Source organism: Nocardioides sp. SLBN-35, from assembly GCF_006715725.1.
GTDB lineage: Bacteria > Actinomycetota > Actinomycetes > Propionibacteriales > Nocardioidaceae > Nocardioides.
This window is the reverse complement of the sequence record NZ_VFNU01000001.1, coordinates 1,332,240-1,357,804: the sequence shown is the minus strand read 5'-3', so window position 1 is coordinate 1,357,804 and position 25,565 is coordinate 1,332,240. Positions and strand designations below refer to the sequence as shown.

Here is a 25,565-nt window from a genome sequence, read left to right as displayed (position 1 = left end):
CATGACCGATGTGCTCGACCCCACCCTGCTCGCCGAGGCCGTCGCGGTCGCCGCGGCCGCGTCCCTCCCGGCTGTCACGCCGCTGACGCCCGGCCCGGCGCAGCCCGGCTCGCCGCACGTCACCGCGGCCTTCGCGGGCGGCGCGATCGCCGAGCTCGACGGCGGCGTGCCCGGCAGCGTCGTGGTCCTCGTCGGCACCGAGCTGGTCGAGGCCCTCGCGAGCAGCCCGATCGGCGCGCTCGACGTGGCCGCCGCCGTCCAGCCGGCCCTCGACGCCGCCGCCCGCCGGCTCGGCGCCCACGCCCGCGGCGCCCGGACCCTCGACCTCGACGTGGAGGGGTACGACGTCACCGCCGAGCTCGGCGGCCCGTTCAGCGTGGTGCCGCTCATCGGCGCCGGCATCGCGGCCGCCGTCCTGGTCCCCGAGGCCACCCTCGCCGGTGCCCGCGAGCCTCTGGACGTCGAGGAGGTTGCGCAGCAACCGTCACGAGACGACGCAACCAACCTCGTCGAGGAGGCACCGTTCGTGCCCGCCTTCTCGGCGGCCGCCGCACCGCCGCGCGGCCTGGAGCTGCTCCAGGGCGTCGACATGGAGGTCACCGTCGAGCTCGGCCGCACCCGGATGACCGTGCGTGACCTGCTCGCCCTGACCCCGGGCGCCGTCCTCGAGCTGGACCGCGCCGCCGGCAGCCCCGCCGACCTGCTCGTCAACGGCCGTCTCGTGGCCCGCGGCGAGGTCGTCGTGGTCGACGAGGACTTCGGCCTGCGGGTCACCGAGATCCTCGACGCGAACGCCGCGGTCTGACGCCGATGTCCGACAGCATCAGCCTCGGAGAGCTGGCCGTGCGCCTGGTCGGCTCGCTGGCGCTCGTCGTCGGGCTGCTGCTGCTCATCGCCCGCTTCGCCAACCGCCGGTTCAAAGCCCCCGCCGGTGCGGCGATCCAGGTCGTGCAGCGCCAGACCCTCGGTCGCGGCCAGGGCGTCGCGGTGGTCTCGGTCGGCACCCGGATCCTCGTGCTCGGCACCACCGAGCAGCAGATCACGCTGCTGGCGGAGGTCGAGCCCGACGAGGTCGGCCTGGACCTGACCCCGCCCGACCCGGAGTCCGAGCCGATCGACGTACCGTCCACCGCGGCGAGCCCGACCGGAGCCCTCAGCGGCTCCGTGCTCTCCCCGCAGACCTGGAAGGACGCCATGGCCGCCGTCACCGGGAAGCGGGCGTCGTGACGACCCTGTCCCTCGCGCTGACCCGGGTCGCGCTGGTCGTCGCCGACCCGAGCGGGCCCAAGGGGCCGAACGGGCCCGGCAAGGGCGGCGTCACCGTGCAGATCGACCTGTCGGGGATGACCGACAAGCCGAGCAACAGCCTGCTGGTGTTCCTCGCCCTGACCCTGCTCAGCCTGCTGCCGGCCATCGTGCTGACCTGCACCAGCTTCACGAAGGTGCTCGTCGTGCTCGGCCTGACCCGCAACGCGCTCGGCCTCCAGCAGACCCCGAACAACCAGGTCCTCGCCGGCCTGGCGCTGTTCCTGAGCCTGTTCATCATGTCGCCGGTCCTCTCGCAGGTGAACAGCGACGGCGTGCAGCCCTACCTCGACGGCGACAAGACGACCTCAGCCGCCTTCCACGACGGCATGGAGCCGCTGCGGGAGTTCATGCTCGACAACACCGACGACGGCGAGCTGCAACTGCTCACCAGCGTCGCCGACCGCAAGCTGCCCGAGAACCGCGACGACGTCTCGACCGCCACCCTGATCCCGGCGTTCGTGCTGTCCGAGCTCAAGGACGCCTTCGTCATCGGGTTCATCATCTTCATCCCGTTCCTGGTCATCGACATCGTCGTGAGCGGGGCGTTGATGAGCCTGGGCATGATGATGATGCCGCCGGTGATGGTGTCCCTGCCGTTCAAGCTGTTGCTGTTCGTGATGGTCGACGGGTGGGCGCTGATCATCAAGGCGCTCGTCGCGTCGTACGGGACGGGTTAGCTGCGATGACCGACACCGCGATCATCGAGATCGCCCTCAAGACCATGCTGGTGGCGCTCAAGCTGTCGGCGCCGATCCTCGCGACCTCGCTGGTCATCGGCTTCGCCATCTCGCTGTTCCAGTCGATGACCCAGATCCAGGAGTTCACGCTGTCGTTCGTGCCCAAGCTGGTGGGCGTCGGCCTCGCGCTGCTGTTCTGCGGCAACTGGATGCTGCACACCCTGATGGCCTTCACCCGCGAGCTGTTCGACCTGCTCCCGGGCCTGCTCGCCTAGGCCGACCGTGGTCCTCTCCGTCGACGGTGCCGCGCTCAGCGCCCTGCTGCTCGCCTCGGTGCGGGTGGTGGCGTGGCTGGTCGTCGTACCCCCCTTCGCGACGCGGGGGATCCCGACCATGGCCAAGGTCGTGCTGGCGCTCGGGCTGTCCCTGGCGATGGCGCCGACGCTCGCCACCCAGGACCTGCCCGGTACGACGCCCGGGCTCGTCATGGCCACCGCGGCCCAGGCCCTGATCGGCCTGGGCATGGGATACGTGACGATGCTGCTGTTCTCGGCGATCGGCGCCGCCGGCTCGCTGGTCGACGTGTTCGGCGGCTTCGCGCTGGCCGCGGCGTGGGACCCGCTGGCGATGAACTCCAACACCGTCTTCGGCCGCTTCCACCAGCTGCTCGCGACCGCGCTGCTCGTCGTGTCGGGCGGGCACCTGATCGTGGTCGGCGGGCTGCTCAGCACGTTCAAGTACCTGCCGCTGACCGGCATGCCCGACGTGTCCAGCTGGGACGGCGTGCTGCTGACGGCGTTCTCGATGTTCTTCACCGTCGCGGTGCAGATGGCGCTGCCGATGATCGCGGTGCTGTTCGTCGCCGACCTCGCGCTGGCGCTGCTCACCAAGGTCGCACCCCAGCTCAACGCGCTGAGCATGATGTTCCCGGCCAAGGTCGGCATGACGCTGCTGCTGCTCGGCCTGTCCTTCCCGATGCTGCCCGGCGCGCTCGACCGTCTCGTCACCTACGCCAACCAGGCGATGGCGACCATGGCCGGAGCGGGGTGATCGTCGGTGGCCGGTAGCGAGGAGAAGACCGAGAAACCGACTCCCAAGCGGAAGAAGCAGGCCCGCAGGGACGGCCAGGTCCCACGCACCCCCGAGCTCGGCGGCTGGCTGGGCCTCCTGGTCGCCTCCCTGGCGATGGGCCCGCTGCTCGACCACGAGCTCGGCGCGCTGCGCACCATGATGGCCACCTCGCTGCGCTCCGCCTCGGACCCGTCCGTCTCGTTGGCGCTCACCCTGCTCGGCGACGCCGGGCGTCACGTGTTCGTCACCCTGCTCGCGCTGGGCTCGATGATGCTGGTCGTCGGCGTCGTCTCGGCCCTGGCGCAGGGCGGCTTCTTCCTCTCCCCCAAGCTCGCCAAGCCCGACCCCAAGAAGCTCGACCCGTTCAAGGGCGCGAAGCGACTGTTCGGCCCGCACGCCGTGTGGGAGGGCGTGAAGGTCCTCGGCAAGAGCTCGGTCGTCGCGTTCCTCGCCTGGGGTGCGGTGAAGTCGATGATGCCGCTCGTCGGCGGGCTGCTGCCGATCGGCGTCGTGCTGCACCAGGTCACCGCCGAGGTCTCCCGGCTGCTGCTCACCGTGGCCGTCGCGGGCCTGGTCATGGCGGCCGCCGACTACGCCATGATGCGGCGCCGGATCGGCAAGCAGCTGCGAATGAGCCACAGCGAGATCAAGCAGGAGCACAAGCAGGCCGAGGGCGACCCCATGGTCAAGAGCGCCATCCGCGCCCGCCAGATGGCCGCGGCCCGCAACCGGATGATCGCCGACGTGGCCACCGCCGACGTACTGCTGGTCAACCCCACCCACGTCGCGGTCGCCCTGCGCTACGACCCCGAGCAGGGCGCACCCCGGGTGGTCGCCCGCGGTGCCGGCGCGATCGCCGCCCGGATCCGTGAGGTGGCCGCCGAGGAGCGGGTTCCGCTCGTCCAGGACGTCCCGCTGGCCCGCGCGCTCTACCGGCACTGCCAGGTCGGCCAGGAGATCCCCCGCGAGCTGTGGGCCGCGGTCGCGCAGGTGCTGGCGTTCGTGCTCAGCCGCCGGCACGCGGGCCAGTACGGCGGCGAGCACCGCACTCCTCGTCGTACCGACGACCTGCCGGAGGTGCTCGCCCTCTCCCGCCGCCGGCGGGCCGCGGAGGGTGCATGAATCCCCGGCCGACCGGGGATTCATGCAGCACGTCAACCGCTCATCCCCAGCCCACACCTGCCGATGGAGCCAGCGACGCCAGGACGGCGCCACCCCGCAGTGCCACGGACGGCGCGACCGGTCGAGAGGCTGTACCCGCCGCATGTCCCTGAAGTCGCTGACCCGGCTCGGTGTCCCCCTGGGCATCGTGCTGATCGTCGTCATGCTGGTCGTGCCGCTGCCCGCGGTGGTGCTCGACCTGATGATCGCGCTCAACATCACCGGCGCCCTGCTCGTGCTGATGGTCGCGATGTTCATCCACAAGCCGCTGGAGTTCTCGGCGTTCCCGTCGGTCATCTTGGTGATGACGCTGTTCCGGCTGGCCCTCAACGTGAGCGCGACCCGGCTGGTGCTGCTGGACGGGTACGCCGGCAAGGTCATCGACACCTTCGGCCACTTCGTCGTCGGCGGCTCGCTGATCGTCGGGCTGATCGTGTTCGCGATCCTGCTCGTCATCCAGTTCGTCGTGATCACCAACGGCGCGGGCCGTGTGGCCGAGGTCGGCGCCCGGTTCACGCTCGACGCGATGCCCGGCAAGCAGATGGCGATCGACGCCGACCTCAACTCCGGCCTGATCGACGAGGAGGAGGCCCGGCGCCGGCGTGCGGAGGTGCACGCCGAGGCGGACTTCCACGGTGCGATGGACGGTGCGTCCAAGTTCGTGAAGGGCGACGCCATCGCGGCGATCGTGATCACCCTGGTCAACCTGCTCGGCGGCTTCGCGATCGGCGTCGCCCAGTACGGCATGCCGTTCGGCGAGGCGATCAACACCTACTCGCTGCTCTCGATCGGCGACGGCCTGGTCTCCCAGATCCCGGCCCTCCTGCTCAGCGTCGCGACCGGCCTGATCGTGACCCGCGCGGTGGCCGACTCCGACATGGGCTCCGACATCGTCGGCCAGATCTTCCAGCGCAAGATGCCGCTGCGCGTCGCGGGCTTCGGCGCACTCGCGCTGTGCGCGATCCCCGGCCTGCCCAAGCTGCCGTTCCTGGTGGCCGGCGGGCTGATGCTGCTGGGCGCGAGCCGGATCGACGAGTCCGGCGGGGACCGTACGGCGGGCGCCGACGCGGACTCCGCGGCCGGCGAGCTGGCCCAGGTCCCCGACACCCCGGAGGCGCTGGTCGCCGAGATCCGGGTCGACCCGCTCGGGCTCGAGCTCTCCGCGGACCTGATCGACCTCGTCGACAGCCGCTCCGGCGGCGACCTGCTCGACCGGGTCAAGGCACTGCGCCGCAAGGTGGCCGGCGAGCTCGGGATCGTGATCCCGCCCGTGCGCACCCGCGACAACCTCGAGCTGCCGGCGAACACCTACGCGATCACGCTGTACGGCGCCGAGGTGGCCCGCGGCGAGGCGCCGCGCGGCACGGTACTGGCGATCGGCGAGTTCCTCGGCTCGCTGCCCGGGACCCCGACCCGCGAGCCGGTCTTCGGCCTGGACGCGAAGTGGATCCCGGCCGAGCTGCGGCACCAGGCGGAGATCGGCGGCGCGACCGTCGTCGACCGCGCCTCGGTGGTCACCACCCACCTCGCCGAGGTCGTGCACCAGCACGCGAGCCGGCTGCTCGGTCGCGAGGACGTCCGGCTGCTCACCGACGTCGTCAAGCGCACCCACCCGGTCGTCATCGAGGAGCTCACCCCGGTCCAGCTGTCGCTCGGCGAGGTGCAGCGGGTGCTGCGCGCCCTGCTGGAGGAGCGGATCCCGATCCGCGACCTGGTCCGCATCTTCGAGGCGCTGTCGGTTCGCGCCGCGCTCAGCAAGGACCTCGACGGCCTGGTCGAGGCCGCCCGGGCCGCGCTCGAACCGGCCCTCGCGGCCTCCTTCGTCACCGACGGCGTGCTGCACGCGATCAGCTTCGACCCGCTGCTCGAGCAGCACATGCTCGAGGGCCTGCGCCCGACCGAGCAGGGTGCGGTCGTCGTCCTCGACCCGGACGTGGCCCAGCGGGTGCTGCTCGGTCTGGCCCAGGCGGCGCAGTCGGCCGAGAACACCGACGTACGCCCGGTGCTGGTCTGCGCACCGGCGCTGCGGGCCGCCGTACGCCGCCTCGTGGCGCCGACCGTCGAACGCCTCCCCGTCTTCTCGTACGCCGAGCTCGGCGCGGCCCACGAGGTCCGCTCGGTGGCCGTGGTGTCCGCGACCGGGGCCCGCCCCGCACTCGGAGCAGGAGTCTAGAAGGTGGTCCTCCCATGATGCTCGACCTGCACGTCTTCGTGCTCGCCGCCCTCGTCGCCTCCCCGGCCGGCTATCTCGCCGCGCACGGTGAGCTGAGCCTCGACGAGGCGCTCACCCGGCTGCTCGTCGTGATGGTGGGCGCCACGGCGGCCGCGGTCGTCGTCCGCGCGCTGTGGCCGCTGCTCGCCGGACCGGGCCCGGAGCCGCTCGAGGCCACGGTCGAGGACCTGGCGCGGCGGGGGCTGGCCCCGGAACCGTCGGTCGAGCCGGACCTCCTCGACGACCTGTTCGGCTTCGAGGGGTCGTTCGAGGACCTCGGCGCGGACCTCAGCCCACTGCCGGAATGACCCACTCCAGCACGGTGCCCTGATCGGGCGCCGAGCTGAGCAGCAGGTGCCCGCCGAGTCCCTCGGCCCGCGCCCGCAGGTTGCCGGTGCCGTTGCCGGTCGACCCCGCCGCCGGGTCGAAGCCCCGGCCGTCGTCGACCACGCGCAGCCGGAACCACGCCGAGGACGCGGTCAGCTCGACGGTGACGCTGCTCGCCGCGGCGTGCCGGGCGACATTGGACAGCGCCTCGCGCAGCGTGCCGAGGACGTGGCTGCCGGCCTCGGGGGCCAGCGCCCGGTCGACGGGGCCCTGGATGCGCAGCAGCGGCTGGAAGCCCAGGACCGGGGCGTACTCCGTCAGCAGTGCCCGCACGTCGTCGAGCAGGGGCCGGCCGGATCCGGTGCCGAGCTCGAAGATCACCGAGCGCAGCTCCTTGATCGCGCCGTCGAGCTCGCCGATCGCACCGTCGACGCGGGTGCGCAGCTCGGCGGGGTCGAGGTCACGGGCGCCCTGGAGCTGCATGCCGGTCGCGAACAGGCGCTGGATGACCAGGTCGTGGAGGTCGCGCGCGATCCGGTCGCGGTCACGGGCCACCAGCAGCTGGGCCCGCTCCCTCAGCGCCTGGCGCCGGTCGAGGATCAGGCCGAGCTGGGCCGCGGTGACCGACACCAGGTCGAGCATGATGTCGCGCAGTGACGGCGTCTCCTCCGCGCGGTCGACGAGGATCGCGCCGGGGCCGGAGAGCCGGGTGTGCACGGGTACGACGAGCGTCGTGCGGTGGTGGTCGTGCGGGAGCCGCTCGGGCACCCGCGACGTGGTCACCTCACGGATCTGGTCGGCGTACCGCTCGACGACGCGCGGCGCCGCCATCGTGTCGCCGGCGACCTGGCGGACCTCGAGCAGGCCGGCCTCGACGCGGACATAGGCCACCAGCCGGGCCCCGCACAGGTCGCGCAGCGAGACCACGAGCTCGTCGAGGGCCTCCTCGACGCTGGTGGTCCCGGTCAGGTCGCGGCCCACCTCGCCGGTGCCCGCGAGCCAGCGGCGCCGCCACTCGACCTGCTCGTAGGTGCGGGCGTTCTCGATCATGGTGCCCGCCGCGCGGGCGAGCGCCTCGACCAGCGCCTGGTCGGTCGCGCTGAACTCCGCGCCACCGCGCTTGTTGCCGAGGTAGAGGTGCCCGAACGCCTGGTCGCGCACCAGCACGGGCGCACCGAGGAAGCGGTCGATGACCGGGTGGCTCTGCGGGAACGAGCCCGTCGACACCGGGTGGTCGGCGACGTGGTCGACCCGGATCGAGCGTCGCTCCCGCGGCACCAGCCCCAGCAGCCCGTGGCCCTCCGGCATCCGGCCGATCTGGTCGAACTGCTCTCCCACGGCGGCGTTGGGCACCAGGTCGATGAACTCGCCCTGGTCGTCGACGATCCCCAGGACGCCGTACTCGGCGTCGGTCAGCTCGCAGGACGCCTCGACGATGCGGGTCAGCACGCCGCGCAGGTCCAGGTCGGACCCGATCGCCACCACCGCGTCGAGCAGTGCGCGCGCTTCCGCCGGAAGCTCGAGGTCCTGGTCCAGGTCCATCAGGTACCGATCCCCTCCCCAGCGATCGCCGACCTCCGAAGGCTATCCCTTTACTTTGTGGCGCCACCACCCGCGCATCCCGCTGATCGGCACCGGGACCCCCGTCCTGAGAATTGCGGGACGCCGGACCGGGCCCGCACGCAGGGAACCGTCACCAAACCGCGTGCTCGCGCGTTGGGAGGGCGACGCCGACGAAGGAGTGGACATGGGGCGCTGGCTGAGGATCGCGACGACGGCGCTCGCGCTGACCGTCCCGGGAGCGGTGCTGCCCGCGGCCCAGGCGGCCGACCCGCCCGTGCGGATCACGTTCACCACCCAGCCGAAGGTGACCTTCTCGACGGGGCTGACGGGGGTCGGCGCGGTCACCTTCGCGGCCTGGCGGGTCTCGCGGCCGTCCACCGTCACCGTCCGCATTCTCGACGCCGAGGGCACCGTGGTCCGCACCCTCGTCGAGGGCCAGTCGGTCCGCGACGCCTCCGACGAGCCGTGGTACTTCAAGGACGCCGCCGGCCAGGACGTGCCGGAGGGCGACTACACGATGCAGGTGGAGGCCGTCGACAGCGACGGCAACCGCGACGTCGAGGACTACGCCATGCCGCTCGACCGGCACACCGTCGTACCGCTCCAGGGCGTCATCGCCGGCTTCACGTACTCCACCAATGTCACCATGTCCATCGCGCCGAAGCCCGGCATCACACTCGCCAACGCCAGGTTCCTGATCGCCGAGGACAGCTACACGGGGTACTGCGCGATCAGCGACGCCAAGACCCCCGGCTCCGGCGGTCGCATCCAGGCCACGGTCGACGTGTCGGACTGCGGCGACCACGTCGGACACGCGGGCGCCTTCTTCGAGTTCACCGACCGGATCGGTGCGAAGCAGAAGGGCTACACCCCGATGATCCCGGTGCGCGTGGCCGACCGCAGCGCGCCGGTCGTCACGTTGGCCCCGTACGCGCCCGCGTCGCAGACGCTGCACCTGCGGAATCCCGGGACCTACGAGACCAGCAAGCTCACCTACTGGGTGCGCGACGCCAGCGCCCTGGCCAGCCAGACCTACCAGATCCGCAACGGCTTCGGCATCACCATCGCCTCCGGCACCCTGACCGAGGGCGGCGGCGTGGGGCCGGACGCACTGACCCGGGTGTTCGACCTGCGCTGGAGCGGCACTCGCAACGACGGCAGCCCGCTGCCCGCCGGGCGCTACCGCGTCGTCACCCGCTTCACGGATGCAGGGGGCCATTCCGCGGCAGGCCCGGCCACGACCATCGACATCGACGCGACGATTCCGGGCGGGCTGGCCGCGACCCGGATCGACGGCTACAACTGGGAGGTCGTGGTGACCCCCAAGAGCGGTGAGGACGTCACCGGGGTCGCCGTCTCGACGGCCCCCGCGAACGACAACGACCCGCACCCGCAGGTCGCCGCGTACGACGCCGCCACGGGCACCTACCGCACCGTCGTCAGCCTGGCGAAGCGCAGTCCGGGAACCTATCCCGTCCGTGCCCTGATCACCCGCGGCACCGCGCCGACCGCCACGACCTTCACGACCGCCGACCAGGGCCTGGTCGTCCTCCCCGACACCGAGGCACCTGTCGTGACGCCTCCGACGACCACCCACCTCTACCTCCGTGCGCCCGACCAGTACGCCCCGAACAGCTTCGAGTTCGCCGTGAGCGACCAGTCGACGCTCCGGTCCTCCGACTTCCTGGTCAGCAACGCCACGGGGAGCGTGGTGGACCACGTCGTCACCGACGGCGCCGAAGGTCGCACGTCCTTCCAGTGGAACGGCACCGGGCCGCAGGGAGAGCGTCTCCCCGCCGGGGACTACGTGGTCCGCACGTCCTTCACCGACGCGGCCGGGAACGTGACGCCTGCCTCCACGACGGTGCGCCTCGACGACACGGTGCCGGCCACCATGGCCATCGTCGGCCGGACGGGCAACGCGTTCACGGTCGAGGTCACGCCCACGCCCGGGGTCTCACTGCACATCGTCGCTGTCTGGCTGCGCTGCTGCATGGAGGTCCCCAGGCTCGATCCGTCGACAGGCACGTATCGCGGCACCATCGATCTCACCGGCCAGCCCCCGGGCACCTATCAGCTCGACGGCGAGGTGAGTCGTGACACCCCGGGTGCGGGCGAGGGTCCGGGCGATGGCCAGGGCTGGTTCTATCTCGATCCCGTCACCGTCACGGTCACCGACTGACGGGTGGCGCAGCACGGCAGGGCCCAAGTCCACCGGGAACCGTCACCAATCCGGGTCCTCGCGCGTTGGGAGGGCGACGCCGCCGATGGGGACGGCCGACCAAGGAGTGGGGACATGGGGCGCTGGCTGAGGATCGCGACGACGGCTCTGGCGGTGACGACCGCGGCGACCGCGGCGGGCACCCTGCCCGCGGCCCAGGCCGCCGACCCCGCCGTGCAGATCACCTTCACCACCCAGCCGAAGGTCACCTTCGCGACGGGACTGACCCGGGACGACGGCACGAAGGGCGCGGCGGTCTCCGTCGCGTTCCGGGTGAGCCGTCCCGCGACGGTCACCGCCCGCGCCCTGGACGCCAGCGGCGCGGTGGTCCACACGTTCGCGACCGACGAGGCGGCCGGACTCGACCACGAGGTCGACTGGCAGTTCACCGACGCGGACGACGCCGCCCTTCCCGAGGGCGACTACACGCTTCGCGTCGAGGCCACCGACAGCGACGGCGGCCAGGACGTCGAGAGCTACCCGCTGCCGCTCGACCGGCACACCGTCGTACCGGCCCAAGGGGTCTTCAGCGGCACGACCTACGCCACCAACATCACCATGTCCGTCGGGCCGAAGCCCGGGGTCACGCTGCGCAGCGCGGAGTTCGTGGTGGGCGACGGCTACGGCACCGACCCGTGCGCCACGAGCGGCTCGCGGACCCCCGGCTTCGGCGGGCGCATCCAGGCGACCTTCAAGGTGTCCGACTGCGGGGCCTCCTCCCGTGACGCCGGGGCGGTGTTCGAGTTCACCGACCGGATCGGCGCCCAGCAGACGGGCTACACCGCCCCGATCCCGATCCGGGTCGCCGACCGGGTCGCTCCGGCACCGGCGCTCGCGCCGTCGTCGACGTCGTCGGACACCCTGTCCCTGCGCGACCCCGACCGGTACGAGACCAGCGGGACGACCTACTACGTGCGCGAGGCGGGCAGCATCGCCACGGCCACCTACGAGGTCCTCAACGCCATCGGCGCGCGGGTCGCGACCGGCACCCTGGTCGCGGAGGGCGCCGCGCCGACCGACGACAGCCACACCTGGCAGTACGCGCTGCGTTGGGCGGGCACCCGCAACGACGGCACCCGCCTGCCCGCCGGCCGCTACCGGGTCGCCACCAAGTTCACCGACGCGGCCGGGCTGTCCGCCGCCGGCCCCGCCGTGACGCTGGTCCTCGACCCGACCATCCCCGGCACCCTGGCGACGACCCGGATCGACGGCTACCAGTGGCAGGTCGTGGTCACCCCGAAGACCGGCGCCGGGGTCACCGGCGTCACCGTGTCGACCTCCCCCGCTGACGCCGACCCGGCCACCGGGAACCTGCTGCCCCTGACGTACGACGCCGGCACCGGCACGTACCGCACGGTGCTCAGCCTGGCCGGCCGACCGGACGGCAGCTACCCGCTCCGCGCGCTGATCACCCGGGGCACCGGTGCCGCGGCCACGACCTTCACCACCGCCGACCAGGAGCTCGTCGTGCTCCCCGACGAGACGGCTCCCGCGGTCACCCTGCCGACCAACAGCCGGCTCTACCTCGGCCTGCCCGGCCAGTACACCGCGGGCACGTTCACCTTCTCCGTGAGCGACCAGTCCGGAGTCCGGTCCTCCGACTTCGTCGTCAACGACACCGCGGGGAACGTGGTCGACCACGTCGTCGCCGAGGGCGGCGAGGGCCGCACCTCCTTCACCTGGGACGGCACCGGCCCCGACGGCGAGCCGCTGCCTGGCGGCGACTACGTCGTCAGCACCACCTTCACCGACGAGCACGGCAACGAGGCCCCTGCCTCCGCGCCGGTGCACCTCGACGACACCGTGCCGGCGACGCTCGCGGTCGTCGGACGGACGGGCAACCTGCTCACGGTCGAGGTCACGCCCACGCCGGGGGTGAAGGTGCACGCCGCCGGCGTCGCCGTCATCGGGAGCAGCTGCTGCAACAAGGCCCTGGAGCTCGACCCGGCCACCGGCCGCTTCCGGGCCACCGTCGACCTCGACGGGCGCCCGACCGGCACCTACTACCTCACCAGCCTGGTCGTCCGGGACACCCCCGGCGCCGCTGAGCCGTACGGCTACGTCTGGAGCGCGCCGATCCCGGTGACGGTCAGCCACTGACCGTCACGGGACCCCGCTCAGAACCGGCGCAGCTGGTACAGCCCGCGCGTGCGAGCCACGACCGTGCCCTCCTCGTCGGTGACCTCGGCGACCAGCTCGAAGTCGGACTTCCCGCGCTCGGCGTACTCCGCCAGGATCCGCTGGATCTCGTCGTCCTCGAGCCGGGCACGCGAGACGACGTCGGTGGCGGCCGGGCGCAGGAAGTCGATGGTCATCGACTTGAGCAGCGGTACGCCGCCCTCGGCACTCAGCGAGGTGCTCGCGTAGAGACCACCGAGGACCTCGGCGACGGTGAACAGGGAGCCGGCGTACGCCGTGCCGAAGTGGTTGACGTTGGGCCCGGCAGGCAGCCGCGCGGCCACCGCGTTGGCTCCGGCCTCGACCACCTCGACGCCCATGGCGTCAATGATCGGGATCATCGAGCGGACGTAGGTCGTGAGGTCGGCAGGCGTGGTCACGGCGCCACGCTACTGGCTCACCAGGGGCGCGGCGGCAGGTCCCGGATGTACGGCGCCAGCAGCGCAGCGGACTGCTCCACCGTGAGCACCTCGGACGGGTCGAGCGCGATGACCTGGCGCTTCGACTCGTCGATCTCCCACACGTCCTCGCCGACCAGGCGGCCCTCGTCGTCGTAGGGCCAGATCATGTGCTCGACGTTGGCGACCAGGTAGTGCGCGTCGGGGTCGACGGGCGCACCCGCGGCCACGAGCAGGGCGCCCGGAGTCTGCTGGTAGATGGTCGCGGTGGACACGATCATGTTGTCGCCGACGGCGATCTGCTCGTCGTCGGTGTAGAAGACGCACTGGGCCGTGCTCGACCAGTCCTCGTAGACCGCCTGGACGGCCTCGGCGCCGTCGAGCACGGTCTGGATGCCGAAGACGTTGAAGTGGTAGACGGGGTGCTCGACGGTCATGTCCGGGGCGAAGATCTCCTTCCAGCGCCCGGCCATCTCCAGGTTGCGGTGGCGGTCGTAGGCCTCCAGCAGCCAGCGGTGGCGCGGGTTGGTGGTCGTCTCCATCAGGCGATGGACGGCGGCATTGGTCTGGGTGATGTCGAAGCGGCTCATGGATCCACGATCGCGGCCGACCGTCCCACAGGTCTTGACATCCTGCGACCTGTTCTTGACCCTGTGCGACATGTCCCTGATCCGCGGCACCGCCCTCCAGGGCTACCCGGAGCTGGTCGGGGAGCTGGGCGGCGAGCTGCAACCGCTGCTCGACCTGGCCCACCTGCCGGCCGCCGCGGTCGGCGACCACGACAGCTTCATCAGCTACCGCAGCGTCGTGACCGCGCTCGAGGCGGCCGCCGCCGCGACCGGTGTCGACGACTTCGGCCGTCGCCTCGCCACCCGCCAGGGCATCGAGATCCTCGGTCCCCTGGGCGTCGCCGCCCGCACGGCCGGCACCGCCGGGGCGGCCCTGCAGGCCATCGAGCAGTACATGACCGTCTACTCCCCCGCGATCGCGATCACCGTGACCGCGCCGGCGGGCTCGCGGATCGCGCAGCTGGAGTGGCGGATCGTCGTACGTCGCGCGCCACCGCATCGCCAAGCGGCCGAGCTCGCGCTCGGCGTGGCCCTGCGCGTCTTCCGCCTGCTCGCCGGACCGGACTTCACGCCGCACTCGGTCCAGCTGCGGCACCAGCCGATGGGCGATCCGGCGGCGTACCGCGGCTACTTCGGCTGTCGGGTCGAGTTCGCCGCCGACCGGTACGGCTTCCGGTTCCCGGCCGCGATGCTGAACCGGCCGCTCGCCGACGACGGCGACGTGCACGCCCTCGCGCAGCAGTACCTCAGCACGATCGCGGTCCCCACCGCGTCGGCGACGGCCGACACGGTCGCCGAGCTGGTCCGGCACATGCTTCCGACCGGCACCCTCGACCTGGACCTGGTGGCCGGCCAGCTGGCCCTGCACCGGCGCACCCTGCAGCGCCAGCTCTCCGAGCACGGCACCTCGTTCGCCGCCCTCGTCGACCAGGTGCGCCGCGACGAGGCCGAGCGCTACCTGCGCGAGACCGACATGCCACTGGGCCAGCTGGCCGGCGTACTCGGGTTGAGCGAGCAGAGCGCGCTCTCCCGCGCCAGCCGGCGGTGGTTCGGCATGCCGCCGAGGCAGGTCCGGCAGGAGGCACGGAGGCTGTCGCAGCAGGTCAAGAACGAGGCGCACGAGGTCAAGACCTGATCGGGGCCCGGTTGCGACATTCAGGGGGTCCGCCAACCTCTCCGAGAGGAATCCCCATGGGTCACAGAAAGACCTCTCACGCCCTCGCGCTCGCCGGGCTGCTCGCCGGCGTCGTGACGTCGGCACTGGCCACCACTGCCGCACCGGCGTCCGCCGACGGGACGACCGACCGCGCGGCGTACGACGCCGGCTACCGGCTCGGCCTCGAGGCCTACCGCTACGGCCTGCCCCTGGTCACGACCGACGCCACCTTCCAGGCCCAGACGAGCGTGGACGTGCCGGACGACCGCGGGTTCGGGCCGGTCAACCGGCTCAACCCGGTCCGGTCGTTCATCACCCCCGAGGACCGCTCGGTGGTCGCGCCGAACCTCGACACCCTCTACTCGATCGCGTGGCTCGACCTCCGCGAGGAGCCGCAGGTGGTCCACGTGCCGAAGGTGAGGGACCGCTACTTCGTGATCCCGCTGATGAGCCCGTACACGGAGAACTTCGCCAACCTCGGCTCGGTCGAGCAGACACCGCCGGGCGACTACGCGATCGTCGGCCCGTCGCACGCCGACGCCCGCCTGCCGAAGCACGTGACGCGGGTCGAGTCGCCGTACGACCGGGTCTGGATCATCGAGCGGATCTACGCCGACAACGACGACCTCAAGGACCAGGCGAAGGTGCACCGGATCCAGGACGCCACGACGGTGACGCCGCTGAGCCGGTACCCGCGCCCTGCGAAGGCCGCCACGCCGAGCGACCCCGACACCACCGCCGCGCCCGTCCGGCTCCCCACCGGGATGGACTTCTACGACCGCCTCGGCGACCTGCTCGCGGCCTTCCCGCCGCCGGCCGCCGACGCACCGGAGCTGGCCGAGCTCGCCCGGATCGGCATCGGCGCGGGACGGCACCCGTCCACCGACGCGACGCTCGACGCCGACACCCGCGCGGGCATGGAGTCGGCGATCGCGGCCGGGCAGGCGACGGTCCTGCAGGACGCGATGGGCCTGTACGGACAGGGCTTCGCCCAGCACAACGGCTACCTGGTCACTCCGACCGGCAGCTACGGAACCGACTACCGGCTGCGCTCCGTCGTCACCCAGGTCGGCCTCGGCGCGCTTCGTCCCGAGCAGGCGATGTACCCGCTCGCCCTGCTCGACCGCACCGGCCAGCCGCTCACCGGCGCGAAGCGCTACGTCGTGCACCTCCCGGCCGACCAGCTGCCCCCGCTCACCGACACCGGATTCTGGTCGCTGACGCTGTACGACAACGACGGCTTCGTGGTGGCCAACGAGATCGACCGCTATGCGATCAACGACCGCACCGACCTGCACCGCAACGCCGACGGCTCGTTCGACCTCTACGTCCAGGCCACCCGGCCCAGCGACCCGGAGCAGGCGCAGAACTGGCTGCCCACACCGGCCGGCGGCTTCCGGCTGCTGTGGCGGATGTACGGAACCCAGACCACCGCGATCCCCGGGATCCTCGACGGGACCGGCTGGCGGGTCCCGGCGGTGCTGCCCGCGGGCTGAGGGACGCGCGCTCGGTCAGGCGACGTCGTACGTCGCCCGGCCGAGTCGCGGGTGCGCCGACCCCTTGAGCAGCACGTCGGCCACCAGGTCGACGTCGTCGATCATCGGCACGTGGCCGCACTTCGGCAGCGTCACGTGCTCCGCGTCCGGGAGGGCCCGCCGCGCGCGGCCGGCCTGGTAGGGCAGCAGCACCAGGTCGCGAGTGCCCCATGCGACCGTGACCGGGATGGCCGGGTCGATCGGGCGGTCGAAGGGGAAGCCGCCGTCGATGATGGTCTCCAGCGCCGGGCGGGCGTGCACCAGGCCGCGCAGATCGCCCAGCGCGGCGTCCGGGCCGAGCTTGTGGCCCTTGGTCATCAAGAGGCCGAAGGCGGCGGCTCGCCCGGGCGCGGTCGCCAGGATGGCGGGCGCGACCGGCTGCGCCAGGGTGGCGGCGCCGGTGAGCAGCGTGAACACGGCGCGGATGTAGGCGAAGTCGAGCTGGTTGCGCCAGAACCCGGCGGGCGCGAGCGTGGTCGCGCTGCTCACCAGGTCGTCGGCCGCGGCCTCGAGCGCGATCCGGCCGCCGAGCGAGTTGCCCGCGATGTGCGGGCGGTCGAGCCCCTGCTCGACGAAGAAGTCCTCGAGGATGTCGCGCAGGATGTCGCGCACCGGTCGTCCGTCGGGCACCAGCGCCGGGGACTCCCCGTGTCCCGGCAGGTCGATCAGCACGAGCTCGCGCTCTTCGGCGAGCCGGTCGACCAGCGGGTACCACGCCTGCCGGCGGTGGCCGATCCCGTGCACGAGCACGAGGGGCTCTCCGGAGCCGATCCGTTCATGGGCAAGCATGGCGACCTCGCTCTTCCCCGCACCGGCGCTGGTGCGGCAGATAGGTGCAACTGAGAGTTGCGGATACCGAGGGTATGGGACGTGCTAGCTGGGCGCAAGCACCTGTTCGCATCGGGTTCCGCCTCGGCGACGGCGAGGCGGCAGGGTCAGCTCCGGAGCACCTTGTCCATCGCCTTGCCGCGGGCGATCTCGTCGACGAGCTTGTCGAGGTAGCGGATCTTCTGCATCAACGGGTCCTCGACGTCCTCGACCCGGATCCCGCAGACGACGCCGGTGATGAGGGCGGCGGCGGGGTTGAGCTCGGCTGCGGCGAAGAAGTCCTCGAACGTCGTACCGGCGTCGAGGTGGGCCTGCAGCTCGGCCGGCGAGAACCCGGTCAGCCAGCAGATGGCCTCGTCGACCTCGGCCCGGGTGCGCCCCTTGCGCTCCACCTTGGTCACGTAGTGGGAGTGGACCGACGCGACGGTCGTCGAGAAGATACGGTGCACGCAGTGCAGCGTAGTTGAGGAAGAGGTGCCTCCAGCGTGGTCGTCGAGCCGGTCCGACCACGCACGAGCCCTGCGGTCGTCGTGGCGATGCTGTCGTGCTGCGGCATCGTGGTCTCGCTCCAGCAGACCCTGCTGCTGCCCCTCCTGCCGGACCTCCCCCGCCTGCTCGGTACGTCGGCCGACAGCGCCTCCTGGCTGGTGACCGCGACCCTGCTCAGCGGAGCGGTCGCGACGCCGACGATCTCGCGGCTGGCCGACATGTACGGCAAGCGCCGGATGATGGTCGTCTCGCTCGGGGTCGCCGTCGGCGGCTCGTTGCTCGGCGCGCTCAGCCAGCAGCTGCCGCTCCTGATCGGGGCCCGCGCACTGCAGGGCGTCGGCGTCGCCCTCATCCCGGTCGCCATCGCGATCATGCGCGACGAGCTGCCCCGCGACCGGGTGCCGCTCGGCGTGGCCCTGATGAGCGCGACCCTCGCCATCGGCGCGGGCGTCGGGCTCCCGCTGTCGGGGCTGATCGTGCAGCACATGGACTGGCACGCGTCCTTCTGGCTCACCGGCGTCGTCGGGATCGTGCTCATCGCCGGGACGCTGAGCCTGCTGCCCGAGTCGCCGGTGCGCACCAGCGGCTCCTTCGACCTGCGCGGCGCCGCCCTGCTGTCGGTGGCGCTGACCGCCGTCCTGCTCGCCCTCTCCAAGGGCGGCCAGTGGGGCTGGACCGCGGCGTCGACCGTGGGCTGTCTCGCCGGAGGCGCGGCGGTGCTCGCGCTCTGGATCCCGCTCGAGCTGCGCACCCCGCGCCCGCTGGTCGACGTACGCGTGGCGGCCCGCCGCTCGGTCGTCCTGGTCAACCTCGCCTCGGTGTTCGCGGGCTTCTCCATGTTCGCCAACATGCTGGTCACCACCCAGCTGCTCCAGATGCCGACGGGCACCGGCTACGGCCGCGGCCTCGACGTCCTCCACACCGGGCTCTGGATGGTCCCGAACGCCGCCGCGTTCGGCCTGATGGCGCCGGTCTCGGCCTGGCTGATCCGGCGGATCGGCCCGCAGGCCACCCTCGTCTCGGGTGCGCTGCTGATGAGCGCCACCTACGTGTGGCGGACCTTCTACAGCGCCGACCTCCCGCAGGTCGTCATCGGCTCGGTGGTCGTCGGCACCGGCACTGCCATGGTGTACGGCGCCCTGCCGACGCTCGTGATGCGCGCGGTCCCCGTCACCGAGACCGCCTCCGCCAACGGCCTCAACGTGCTGCTGCGCTCCTTCGGCACGTCCACCGCCAGCGCCGCCACCGCGGCGATCACCACGGCCTCGACGATGTCGCTGGCCGGGCGCGAGCTGCCGAGCCTGCACTCGCTGATGCTGATCTTCTGGCTCGCCGCCGGGGCCGCGCTCGCGACGGCCCTGATCGGCGTACCCATGCTGCGGATGCGGGAGTACGCCGAGGAGGCGGACCGCTCGGGCGCGGAGAACACCACGCGCGCGCAGATCGTCCAGGGCCGGGTGCTCAGCCTCAAGGGCAACCCGATCCGGCACGCCGTGGTGACCGTGCTGACCCCCGACGGCCGCGCGGTCGACTGGGGGCAGGCCGACGCGGAGGGGCGGTTCACGGCCGCCGTACCGGAGCCCGCGGACTATCTCGTCGTCACCTCCGCCGACGGCTGGCGGCCACGCTCGCGGATGATGACGCTCGACAGCGCGGCGCCGGTCCCGCCGATCGTGCTGCGCGAGCGGCTCACCCTGCGCGGCACCATCCGCGACGCCGGGGACCGTCCGGTGGTCGATGCTCTGGTCGTCCTCACCCGCACGAGTGGCGAGCTGGTCGCGACCGTCCGCACCGACCACGAGGGTCGCTACGAGGTGCCGCGTCCCGCCAACGGGCGCTACGTGCTCACCGTCGCCGGGCCCACCGAGGCGCTCGGCGCCCGCACGCTGAGCGTGTGGGAGGAGGCCCGGGACTTCGACCTGCAACTGGGGACGCCCCTGGCCGACGCCGCGGACGCGACGTGACGCCGCTGGGCGCACCCCATACGTCTTGGTCGCAGGAACGGCCTTCTCGGAGCCAAATCGCATGGGGTGCGGGAGATCGGTGAGGACGGCGTGAGGTCTAGCCTCGGGGCATGAGCGACGTCTCCTCGGCCCGTCAGCACACCCTCGGCGACCTGCCCCGGCGCACGGCGCAGCGCGTCCCCGACAAGGTCGCGATCGTCGACGGGGACACGCGGCTGACGTTCGCCGAGCTGGACGCGTACGTCGATCGGGCGGCCGCCGCGATGGCGGACGCCGGGCTCGGCAAGGGCGACCGGCTGGCGCTGCTCAGCCACAACTGCTGGCAGTTCGCGGTGCTCGACTTCGCCGCGGCCCGCGCCGGCGTGGTGCTGGTGCCGATCAACTTCATGCTCGGTGCCGACGAGATCGCGTTCATCCTCGACCACAGCGGCGCGACCGGGTTCGTCGCCGAGGACGCACTGGTTGCGGTGGCCGACGCCGCGATCGCCGCGGCGGCCGACCCGCAAGTGCGGGAGCGGCGGGTGATCCGGCTCGCCGGGCAGGCGGCTCCCGACGGGTGGGGGGACCTGGCGGGCTGGCTCGACCACGAGGGACCGGCGGTCGTCGTACCGATGGGCGACGACGACCCGGTCCGGATGATGTTCACCTCCGGCACCGAGTCACGGCCCAAGGGTGCGCTGCTGAGCAGCCGGTCGTTGCTGTGGCAGTACGTCTCGTGCGCGCTGGACGGGTCGATGAGCGCCGACGACGTCGAGCTGCACACGCTCCCGCTCTACCACTGCGCGCAGCTGGACTGCTTCCTCGGCACCGATGTCTACCTCGGCGCGACGAGCATCATCCTGCCCGGCCCGGACCCGGCGAGCGTGCTGCGCACCATCGCCGAGCACCGGGTGACCAAGTTCTTCGCGCCGCCCACCGTGTGGATCGGCCTCCTGCGCCATCCCGACTTCGACACCACCGACCTGTCCAGCCTGCGCAAGGGCTACTACGGCGCCTCGCCGATGCCGGTCGAGGTGCTGCGCGAGCTCCAGCAGCGGCTGCCCGGGGTCGCGCTGTGGAACTTCTACGGCCAGACCGAGATGGCCCCGCTGGCCACGATCCTGGGCCCCGACGAGCAGCTTCCGTACGCCGGCTCGGCCGGTCGGCCCTCGATCAACGTCGAGACCCGGATCGTCGACGACGACGATGCCCCCGTCCCCGCGGGCACGGTCGGCGAGATCGTGCACCGCAGCCCGCACGCCACGCTCGGCTACTACCGCGACGATGCGAAGACCGCCGAGGCCTTCCGGGGCGGCTGGTTCCACTCCGGCGACCTCGGCTACCTCGACGACACCGGCCACCTCTACGTGGTCGACCGCAAGAAGGACATGATCAAGACCGGCGGCGAGAACGTCGCCAGCCGCGAGGTCGAGGAGGCGATCTACACCCACCCCGACGTCGCCGAGGTCGCGGTCTTCGGCGTCAGCCACCCGCGCTGGGTCGAGGCGGTGGCCGCGGTCGTCGTACCTCGGGCGGGGGCGGACCTGTCCGCCGATGCCGTGCTCGCCCACGCCCGCTCGGTGCTCGCGGGCTACAAGGCGCCCAAGTACGTCGTGCTCGCCGACGCCCTCCCCAAGAACCCGAGCGGCAAGATCCTCAAGCGCCAGCTCCGCGACGCGCACGCCGACCTGGCCGCCGGCGAGGCCGGCTGAGGACACTCGGGACCGGTCTGTCGGCCGCTCCCCGCCATGCCTCCCCGCCATCGGGCTGCGGAGTGGTCAAGATGTCATCATCATGATTCGCATGGAGGAGCAGTGATGAGCACGACGGCCGGAGCGACCCCCCGACGGACCGCCCGCAAGGACAAGCTCGCCAACAACGTGGCGCAGTCGGTCCTCAAGGACATCAAGCGGCGCGGCCTGACCCAGGGCGACCAGCTGCCCAAGGAGGTCGACATGCTCGCCGAGTACGGCGTCGGCCGCGGCACGCTCCGCGAGGCGCTGCGCGTGCTGGAGACCTGCGGCCTGATCGCGCTCAAGCCCGGCCCGGGCGGCGGGCCGGTCGTGCAGAGCGTCCACCCCGAGGACTTCGGCCGGGTGGCCTCGCTGTTCTTCCAGTTCGCCGAGGTCACCTACCGCGAGGTCAACGAGGCGCGGCTGGTCCTCGAGCCGATGGCCGCCCGGCTCGCCGCCGAGCGGCAGAAGGGCTCGGCCGCGGCCGAGGAGCTCGTGGCCCTCGCGTCCGCCGGGCCCGACGCCGACGACAACGAGACCTACCTGCACATCACCGGCGACTTCCACGCCTCGCTCATCGCCCTGGGCGAGAACACCCTGGTGACCCTGGTGTGCCAGTCCCTGGCGGAGATCTTCCGGGACCGCGTGCAGACCGTCCTGTTCCCGACCAACCGGCAGCGCGAGGTCCACACCGCCCACATCGAGATCGCGGCCGCGATCCTCGCCGGCGACGGGGCGCAGGCCGAGAGCCTGATGACCGGCCACATGAAGGACTACGTCGCCTTCGTGGCCAAGCAGCACCCGGCGCTGCTCGACGAGGTCGTCGTCTGGCACAACCGCGGCTGACCCGTCGCTCAGGCTGCGCCGCAGGTGAAGGAGGCCGCGCTGTCCGGGTCGCCGCCCCGGTAGTGCTGCACCTCGGGGTAGGCGCACAGGCGACGCTCGCGGGTGCCGCCGTCCGGTGCCGGCCCGCTCGCCGGCAGCACGTCCGGCGCCTGGCCGTCCTCGACCCAGCGCACCAGCGCCCGGAAGGGGGCGACGGGCTGCGGCCCGGCTCCGCCGCCGCAGTGGTCCACGCCGGGAGCCAGGAAGAGCCGGAAGTAGTCGTCGGTGGCGGCACCCGACAGGGTCCGCACCTCGTCGTAGTAGTGGACGGACTGGTCGGCCGGGAAGAGCCCGTCGGCCAGGCCGTGCCACATCAGCACCTTGCCGCCCTGCTCGGCGAAGGTGTCGAGCGCCGGGTCGGCGGTGGCCAGCAGTTCCAGGCGGCCCTGCAGCCGGGACCGGACCTCGCCCACGAGGTCGGTGGTCGAGACCTGGCGCCAGTCGTAGGACAGGTCGGCGAACGCGAAGTTCTGCAGCGCGAAGGTGGGCGGCACCCGGACGACGCCCCCGGTCAGGTCCATGCCCGGGGTGTGGCCGTACCAGACGGCGCGCCCGTCGGCCTCGTGCGGACCCCGGTAGATCTCGGCCACCACGGCGGCGTCCGCCTTCCTCACCTTGCCGCACGGCGTCTTCGTGCCGACGGCGCCGTCGAGTGCCGCCCGGTAGTCGCACAGCTCCGGGCGGCTGACCAGCCCGTCCCGGACGCCGTCGTCACCGTCACACGCGGCGAGCACCGCGTCGCGCAGCGCCGCGAGCTTGCAGGTCGGGAGGAAGTCGCCCAGCCGCTCGTTCTGCACGACCGCGGGCCACGACATCGTCATGTTGAGCCGGTCCGCGCCGTACATCGCCGGCGCACCGGCGAGGATGCCGTCGAACAGGTCGGGGAAGCGCTGGGCCATCGCCATCCCCTGCCGGCCGCCGTTGGAGCAGCCGTTCCAGTAGGAGTACGCGGCGGGCTCGCCGTAGTACGCCCTCACGGCCGCCTGGGCGAGGACCGTCGCGTCGCGCACGCCGCGATAGGTCCAGTTCTCGTAGGTCTGCCAGTCGAAGGCACCCTCGGACGTCAGGAAGATGTTCGGCTGACGGGCATCGGGGACACCCGAGTCGCTGGCGACGACGGCGTACCCGTCGGCCAGGGCCGGAGCCATCGCGCGCGGGCCGTTGGTGGCGTGCGTCCCCCCACCGCCGACCTCCTGGAGGCGGCCGTTCCAGTCGTCCGGAAGCCACAGCCACACGCGCGCCTCGTCCGGACCCAGCCCGCCCTCGACACCGTGGGTGAGCGTGATCTCGACCTCGCAGAAGGCGATGTCCGGCGTCGCGGAGGCGAGGGGCGGCGTGAGCCTCGTGCTCCCTCCCGGGTTGGCCACCGCGTCGACCGCGGTCACCTCGGCGCCGACCACCGCCAGGTCCGACCACGAGGCGCCGGGCGCGCAGGCTCCCGTCGCCGGATCGGCGGACACCGGGCCGGCGCCCGCCCACACCGGGGCGGCGGCCAGGCAACCGGCCACCAGCAGGACGGAGGCGGCGCGCCGACCGCCGCTCGCGAACCTCGATGTCATATTCATGACGATGTTTACTACCATAATTGTGAATACGAGATAACCCACCCTCACCCGAGCCGCTCGGCATCCCTTGTGACACCTCTCACCGCAATGCTAATATTCATGAGCATTGTTTAAGCGAGAGGACTGGAACATTGCGTGCGACTCCCCCGACCGAGCTCGACGTCCTGGTCGTCGGCGCCGGCTTCTCCGGCCTCTACAGCCTGCACCGGCTGCGTGGCCTGGGCCGCACCGTCCACGTCATCGAGGGCGACGACGACCTCGGCGGCGTCTGGTACCGCAACCGGTACCCCGGCGCCCGCTGCGACATCGAGAGCGTCGACTACTGCTACTCGTTCGACGACACGATCGTCCAGGACTGGACCTGGACCGAGCGCTACCCGGCCCAGCCGGAGATCCTGCGCTACATCAACTTCGTCGCCGACCGGCTCGACCTGCGCTCCGGCATCACCTTCTCCACCCGGGTGAGCGAGCTGCACTGGGACGACGAGGCGACGGTCTGGCGGGTCGCCACCGACCGCGGCGACCACCTCGTCGCCCGCCACGTGATCATGGCGGGCGGACAGCTCTCCACCCCGCAGCTCCCGGCGATCCCCGGCATCGCGGACTTCGCCGGCGTGCTCGCCCACACCGGCGACTGGCCCCGCGAGGGCGTGGAGCTCTCCGGCAAGCGGGTCGGGGTGATCGGCACCGGCTCCTCGGGCGTGCAGACCATCCCGCAGGTCGCCAAGCAGGCCGGCCACCTCTCGGTCTTCCAGCGGACCGCCCACTACGCGATCCCCGCCCGCAACCACGACCTCGACCCCGCGTACGTCGCCGACCTCAAGGCACGCTTCCAGGAGTACCGCGACATCGCCCGGCACCACCCGGGCGGCACCCACCGCCACATCGGCACCGAGTCGGCGCTCGACGTCGACCCGGCGGCCCTGGAGGAGACCTTCCACGGTCACTGGGAGCGCGGCGGCCCCGACATCCTGGCCGCCTACCGCGACTTCCGGACCGACGAGACCGCCGCCGAGACCGCCGGCGCCTTCGTCCGCGACCGGATCCGTGAGATCGTCACGGACCCCGCCACGGCCGAGGCGCTGTGCCCGAAGGGCTACCCGTTCGGCGCGAAGCGGCTGGTCCTGGAGATCGACTACTACACGACGTTCAACCGCGAGAACGTCTCGCTCGTCGACGTCGCCGCCGACCCGATCGCCCGGGTCGAGGGCAACGCGGTCGTGCTGGAGAGCGGGGCCCGCCACGAGCTCGACGTCCTCGTGCTCGCCACCGGCTTCGACGCGCTCACCGGTCCGCTGTTCGCCATCGACATCCGCGGCGTGGACGGCCGGACGCTGCCGGACGCGTGGGCCGACGGCCCGCGCACCTTCCTCGGGATCGGCACCCACGGCTTCCCGAACCTGTACGTCGTCGCCGGCGCCGGCAGCCCCTCGGTGCTCAGCAACATGCTGATCTCCATCGAGCAGCACGTCGAGTGGATCACCGACTTCGTGCAGTACCAGTACAAGAACGGCATCACTCGCGCCGAGGTGCAGCCCGAGGCCCAGGACCGCTGGACCCAGGAGGTCTACGACGTCGCGGCGCCCACCCTGTTCATGAAGGGCAGCTCCTGGTACGTCGGCGCGAACGTCCCCGGGAAGCCGCGCGTGTTCATGCTCTACCTCGGGGGCGTGGGCCACTACCGCGACGTGTGCGACCAGGTCGCCGCCGACGACTACGCCGGCTTCACCCTCAACTGAGCGAAGG

Annotated in this window: 22 protein-coding genes; 16 read left to right on the top strand and 6 right to left on the bottom strand. The window is 72.1% G+C overall.

Going from position 1 to position 25,565, the window contains the following annotated elements:
* The first annotated feature begins 1 nt into the window (after window position 1).
* The 8 genes from fliN (at window position 2) to FBY23_RS25890 (ending at window position 6,737) form a co-directional block, all read left to right on the top strand.
* The gene (gene fliN, locus FBY23_RS06535) at window positions 2–805 is read left to right on the top strand and encodes a flagellar motor switch protein FliN (protein WP_141797407.1); all 804 of its coding nucleotides are present in this window, start codon (window positions 2–4) and stop codon (window positions 803–805) included.
* A 5-nt stretch (window positions 806–810) separates the two neighbouring features.
* The gene (locus tag FBY23_RS06530; RefSeq protein WP_141797406.1) at window positions 811–1,227 is read left to right on the top strand and encodes a flagellar biosynthetic protein FliO; all 417 of its coding nucleotides are present in this window, start codon (window positions 811–813) and stop codon (window positions 1,225–1,227) included.
* On the top strand, window positions 1,224–1,985 hold the full coding sequence (gene fliP, locus FBY23_RS06525; protein WP_260805786.1) for a flagellar type III secretion system pore protein FliP: 762 nt from the start codon (window positions 1,224–1,226) through the stop codon (window positions 1,983–1,985). Before FBY23_RS06530 ends, fliP begins: the two co-directional genes overlap by 4 nt.
* Before the next feature lie 5 nt (window positions 1,986–1,990).
* On the top strand, window positions 1,991–2,260 hold the full coding sequence (gene fliQ / locus FBY23_RS06520) for a flagellar biosynthesis protein FliQ (RefSeq protein WP_141797405.1): 270 nt from the start codon (window positions 1,991–1,993) through the stop codon (window positions 2,258–2,260).
* Window positions 2,261–2,267: 7 nt separating this feature from the next.
* Window positions 2,268–3,035: a flagellar biosynthetic protein FliR gene (locus FBY23_RS06515; RefSeq protein ID WP_141797404.1), complete on the top strand. Its 768-nt coding sequence runs from the start codon at window positions 2,268–2,270 to the stop codon at window positions 3,033–3,035.
* Between the two features lie 6 nt (window positions 3,036–3,041).
* The gene (locus FBY23_RS06510; protein WP_141797403.1) at window positions 3,042–4,178 is read left to right on the top strand and encodes a flagellar biosynthesis protein FlhB; all 1,137 of its coding nucleotides are present in this window, start codon (window positions 3,042–3,044) and stop codon (window positions 4,176–4,178) included.
* Window positions 4,179–4,320: 142 nt separating this feature from the next.
* Window positions 4,321–6,390 carry a flagellar biosynthesis protein FlhA gene (gene flhA, locus FBY23_RS06505; protein WP_141797402.1) on the top strand — a complete coding sequence of 690 codons (2,070 nt, stop codon included), beginning with the start codon at window positions 4,321–4,323 and terminating at the stop codon, window positions 6,388–6,390.
* A gap of 14 nt (window positions 6,391–6,404) precedes the next feature.
* Window positions 6,405–6,737, top strand: coding sequence for a hypothetical protein (locus FBY23_RS25890; RefSeq protein WP_160158178.1), 333 nt, complete (start codon window positions 6,405–6,407; stop codon window positions 6,735–6,737).
* On the opposite strand, the gene FBY23_RS06500 is transcribed toward FBY23_RS25890, so the two are convergent.
* Window positions 6,718–8,298 carry a GAF domain-containing sensor histidine kinase gene (locus FBY23_RS06500; protein WP_141797401.1) on the bottom strand — a complete coding sequence of 527 codons (1,581 nt, stop codon included), beginning with the start codon at window positions 8,296–8,298 and terminating at the stop codon, window positions 6,718–6,720. The two genes, FBY23_RS25890 and FBY23_RS06500, sit on opposite strands and share 20 nt — an antisense overlap.
* A gap of 205 nt (window positions 8,299–8,503) precedes the next feature.
* Between FBY23_RS06500 and FBY23_RS06495 the strand changes: the two genes are divergently transcribed.
* Both FBY23_RS06495 and FBY23_RS06490 read left to right on the top strand, forming a co-directional pair.
* Window positions 8,504–10,501 (top strand): FlgD immunoglobulin-like domain containing protein, encoded by a 1,998-nt coding sequence (locus tag FBY23_RS06495; RefSeq protein ID WP_160158177.1) that lies wholly within the window; start codon window positions 8,504–8,506, stop codon window positions 10,499–10,501.
* A gap of 114 nt (window positions 10,502–10,615) precedes the next feature.
* Entirely contained in the window at window positions 10,616–12,640 is a 2,025-nt protein-coding gene (locus FBY23_RS06490; protein ID WP_141797399.1) for a FlgD immunoglobulin-like domain containing protein, read from the top strand.
* Window positions 12,641–12,657: 17 nt separating this feature from the next.
* Here FBY23_RS06490 and FBY23_RS06485 read toward each other — a convergent pair whose 3' ends face one another.
* Together FBY23_RS06485 and FBY23_RS06480 are read right to left on the bottom strand one after the other, a co-directional pair.
* Complete coding sequence (locus tag FBY23_RS06485; RefSeq protein ID WP_222117758.1) at window positions 12,658–13,098, bottom strand: YiiD C-terminal domain-containing protein; 441 nt, start codon at window positions 13,096–13,098, stop codon at window positions 12,658–12,660.
* A 17-nt stretch (window positions 13,099–13,115) separates the two neighbouring features.
* Window positions 13,116–13,706, bottom strand: coding sequence for a hypothetical protein (locus FBY23_RS06480; RefSeq protein WP_141797398.1), 591 nt, complete (start codon window positions 13,704–13,706; stop codon window positions 13,116–13,118).
* Window positions 13,707–13,776: 70 nt separating this feature from the next.
* Between FBY23_RS06480 and FBY23_RS06475 the strand changes: the two genes are divergently transcribed.
* Both FBY23_RS06475 and FBY23_RS06470 read left to right on the top strand, forming a co-directional pair.
* The gene (locus tag FBY23_RS06475) at window positions 13,777–14,820 is read left to right on the top strand and encodes an AraC family transcriptional regulator (protein ID WP_174245185.1); all 1,044 of its coding nucleotides are present in this window, start codon (window positions 13,777–13,779) and stop codon (window positions 14,818–14,820) included.
* A 56-nt stretch (window positions 14,821–14,876) separates the two neighbouring features.
* A complete protein-coding gene (locus FBY23_RS06470) occupies window positions 14,877–16,337 on the top strand; it encodes a DUF1254 domain-containing protein (RefSeq protein ID WP_141797397.1) in 1,461 nt (486 codons plus the stop codon).
* A 15-nt stretch (window positions 16,338–16,352) separates the two neighbouring features.
* Here FBY23_RS06470 and FBY23_RS06465 read toward each other — a convergent pair whose 3' ends face one another.
* Both FBY23_RS06465 and FBY23_RS06460 read right to left on the bottom strand, forming a co-directional pair.
* Entirely contained in the window at window positions 16,353–17,165 is an 813-nt protein-coding gene (locus FBY23_RS06465; RefSeq protein WP_141797396.1) for an alpha/beta fold hydrolase, read from the bottom strand.
* Between the two features lie 146 nt (window positions 17,166–17,311).
* Entirely contained in the window at window positions 17,312–17,653 is a 342-nt protein-coding gene (locus tag FBY23_RS06460; RefSeq protein WP_141797395.1) for a DUF2200 domain-containing protein, read from the bottom strand.
* A gap of 36 nt (window positions 17,654–17,689) precedes the next feature.
* Between FBY23_RS06460 and FBY23_RS06455 the strand changes: the two genes are divergently transcribed.
* The 3 genes from FBY23_RS06455 to FBY23_RS06445 all read left to right on the top strand — a co-directional run bounded on the left by FBY23_RS06455 (window position 17,690) and on the right by FBY23_RS06445 (window position 22,215).
* On the top strand, window positions 17,690–19,657 hold the full coding sequence (locus FBY23_RS06455) for an MFS transporter (protein ID WP_141797394.1): 1,968 nt from the start codon (window positions 17,690–17,692) through the stop codon (window positions 19,655–19,657).
* Window positions 19,658–19,767: 110 nt separating this feature from the next.
* Window positions 19,768–21,348: a fatty acyl-CoA synthetase gene (locus FBY23_RS06450; RefSeq protein WP_141797393.1), complete on the top strand. Its 1,581-nt coding sequence runs from the start codon at window positions 19,768–19,770 to the stop codon at window positions 21,346–21,348.
* Window positions 21,349–21,453: 105 nt separating this feature from the next.
* Window positions 21,454–22,215: a FadR/GntR family transcriptional regulator gene (locus tag FBY23_RS06445; RefSeq protein WP_160158176.1), complete on the top strand. Its 762-nt coding sequence runs from the start codon at window positions 21,454–21,456 to the stop codon at window positions 22,213–22,215.
* An 8-nt stretch (window positions 22,216–22,223) separates the two neighbouring features.
* On the opposite strand, the gene FBY23_RS06440 is transcribed toward FBY23_RS06445, so the two are convergent.
* A complete protein-coding gene (locus FBY23_RS06440) occupies window positions 22,224–23,813 on the bottom strand; it encodes a tannase/feruloyl esterase family alpha/beta hydrolase (RefSeq protein ID WP_141797391.1) in 1,590 nt (529 codons plus the stop codon).
* Window positions 23,814–23,950: 137 nt separating this feature from the next.
* Between FBY23_RS06440 and FBY23_RS06435 the strand changes: the two genes are divergently transcribed.
* Entirely contained in the window at window positions 23,951–25,558 is a 1,608-nt protein-coding gene (locus FBY23_RS06435) for an NAD(P)/FAD-dependent oxidoreductase (protein ID WP_141797390.1), read from the top strand.
* Window positions 25,559–25,565 lie beyond the last annotated feature (7 nt).

Coding starts and splice junctions, on each gene's coding strand:
- fliN (WP_141797407.1), top strand. CDS start 2: ATGACCGATGTGCTCGACCCCACCCTGCTCGCCGAGGCCGTCGCGGTC.
- FBY23_RS06530 (WP_141797406.1), top strand. CDS start 811: ATGTCCGACAGCATCAGCCTCGGAGAGCTGGCCGTGCGCCTGGTCGGC.
- fliQ (WP_141797405.1), top strand. CDS start 1,991: ATGACCGACACCGCGATCATCGAGATCGCCCTCAAGACCATGCTGGTG.
- flhA (WP_141797402.1), top strand. CDS start 4,321: ATGTCCCTGAAGTCGCTGACCCGGCTCGGTGTCCCCCTGGGCATCGTG.
- FBY23_RS25890 (WP_160158178.1), top strand. CDS start 6,405: ATGATGCTCGACCTGCACGTCTTCGTGCTCGCCGCCCTCGTCGCCTCC.
- FBY23_RS06500 (WP_141797401.1), bottom strand. CDS start 8,298: ATGGACCTGGACCAGGACCTCGAGCTTCCGGCGGAAGCGCGCGCACTG.
- FBY23_RS06495 (WP_160158177.1), top strand. CDS start 8,504: ATGGGGCGCTGGCTGAGGATCGCGACGACGGCGCTCGCGCTGACCGTC.
- FBY23_RS06490 (WP_141797399.1), top strand. CDS start 10,616: ATGGGGCGCTGGCTGAGGATCGCGACGACGGCTCTGGCGGTGACGACC.
- FBY23_RS06480 (WP_141797398.1), bottom strand. CDS start 13,706: ATGAGCCGCTTCGACATCACCCAGACCAATGCCGCCGTCCATCGCCTG.
- FBY23_RS06475 (WP_174245185.1), top strand. CDS start 13,777: ATGTCCCTGATCCGCGGCACCGCCCTCCAGGGCTACCCGGAGCTGGTC.
- FBY23_RS06470 (WP_141797397.1), top strand. CDS start 14,877: ATGGGTCACAGAAAGACCTCTCACGCCCTCGCGCTCGCCGGGCTGCTC.
- FBY23_RS06465 (WP_141797396.1), bottom strand. CDS start 17,165: ATGCTTGCCCATGAACGGATCGGCTCCGGAGAGCCCCTCGTGCTCGTG.
- FBY23_RS06450 (WP_141797393.1), top strand. CDS start 19,768: ATGAGCGACGTCTCCTCGGCCCGTCAGCACACCCTCGGCGACCTGCCC.
- FBY23_RS06445 (WP_160158176.1), top strand. CDS start 21,454: ATGAGCACGACGGCCGGAGCGACCCCCCGACGGACCGCCCGCAAGGAC.
- FBY23_RS06440 (WP_141797391.1), bottom strand. CDS start 23,813: ATGACATCGAGGTTCGCGAGCGGCGGTCGGCGCGCCGCCTCCGTCCTG.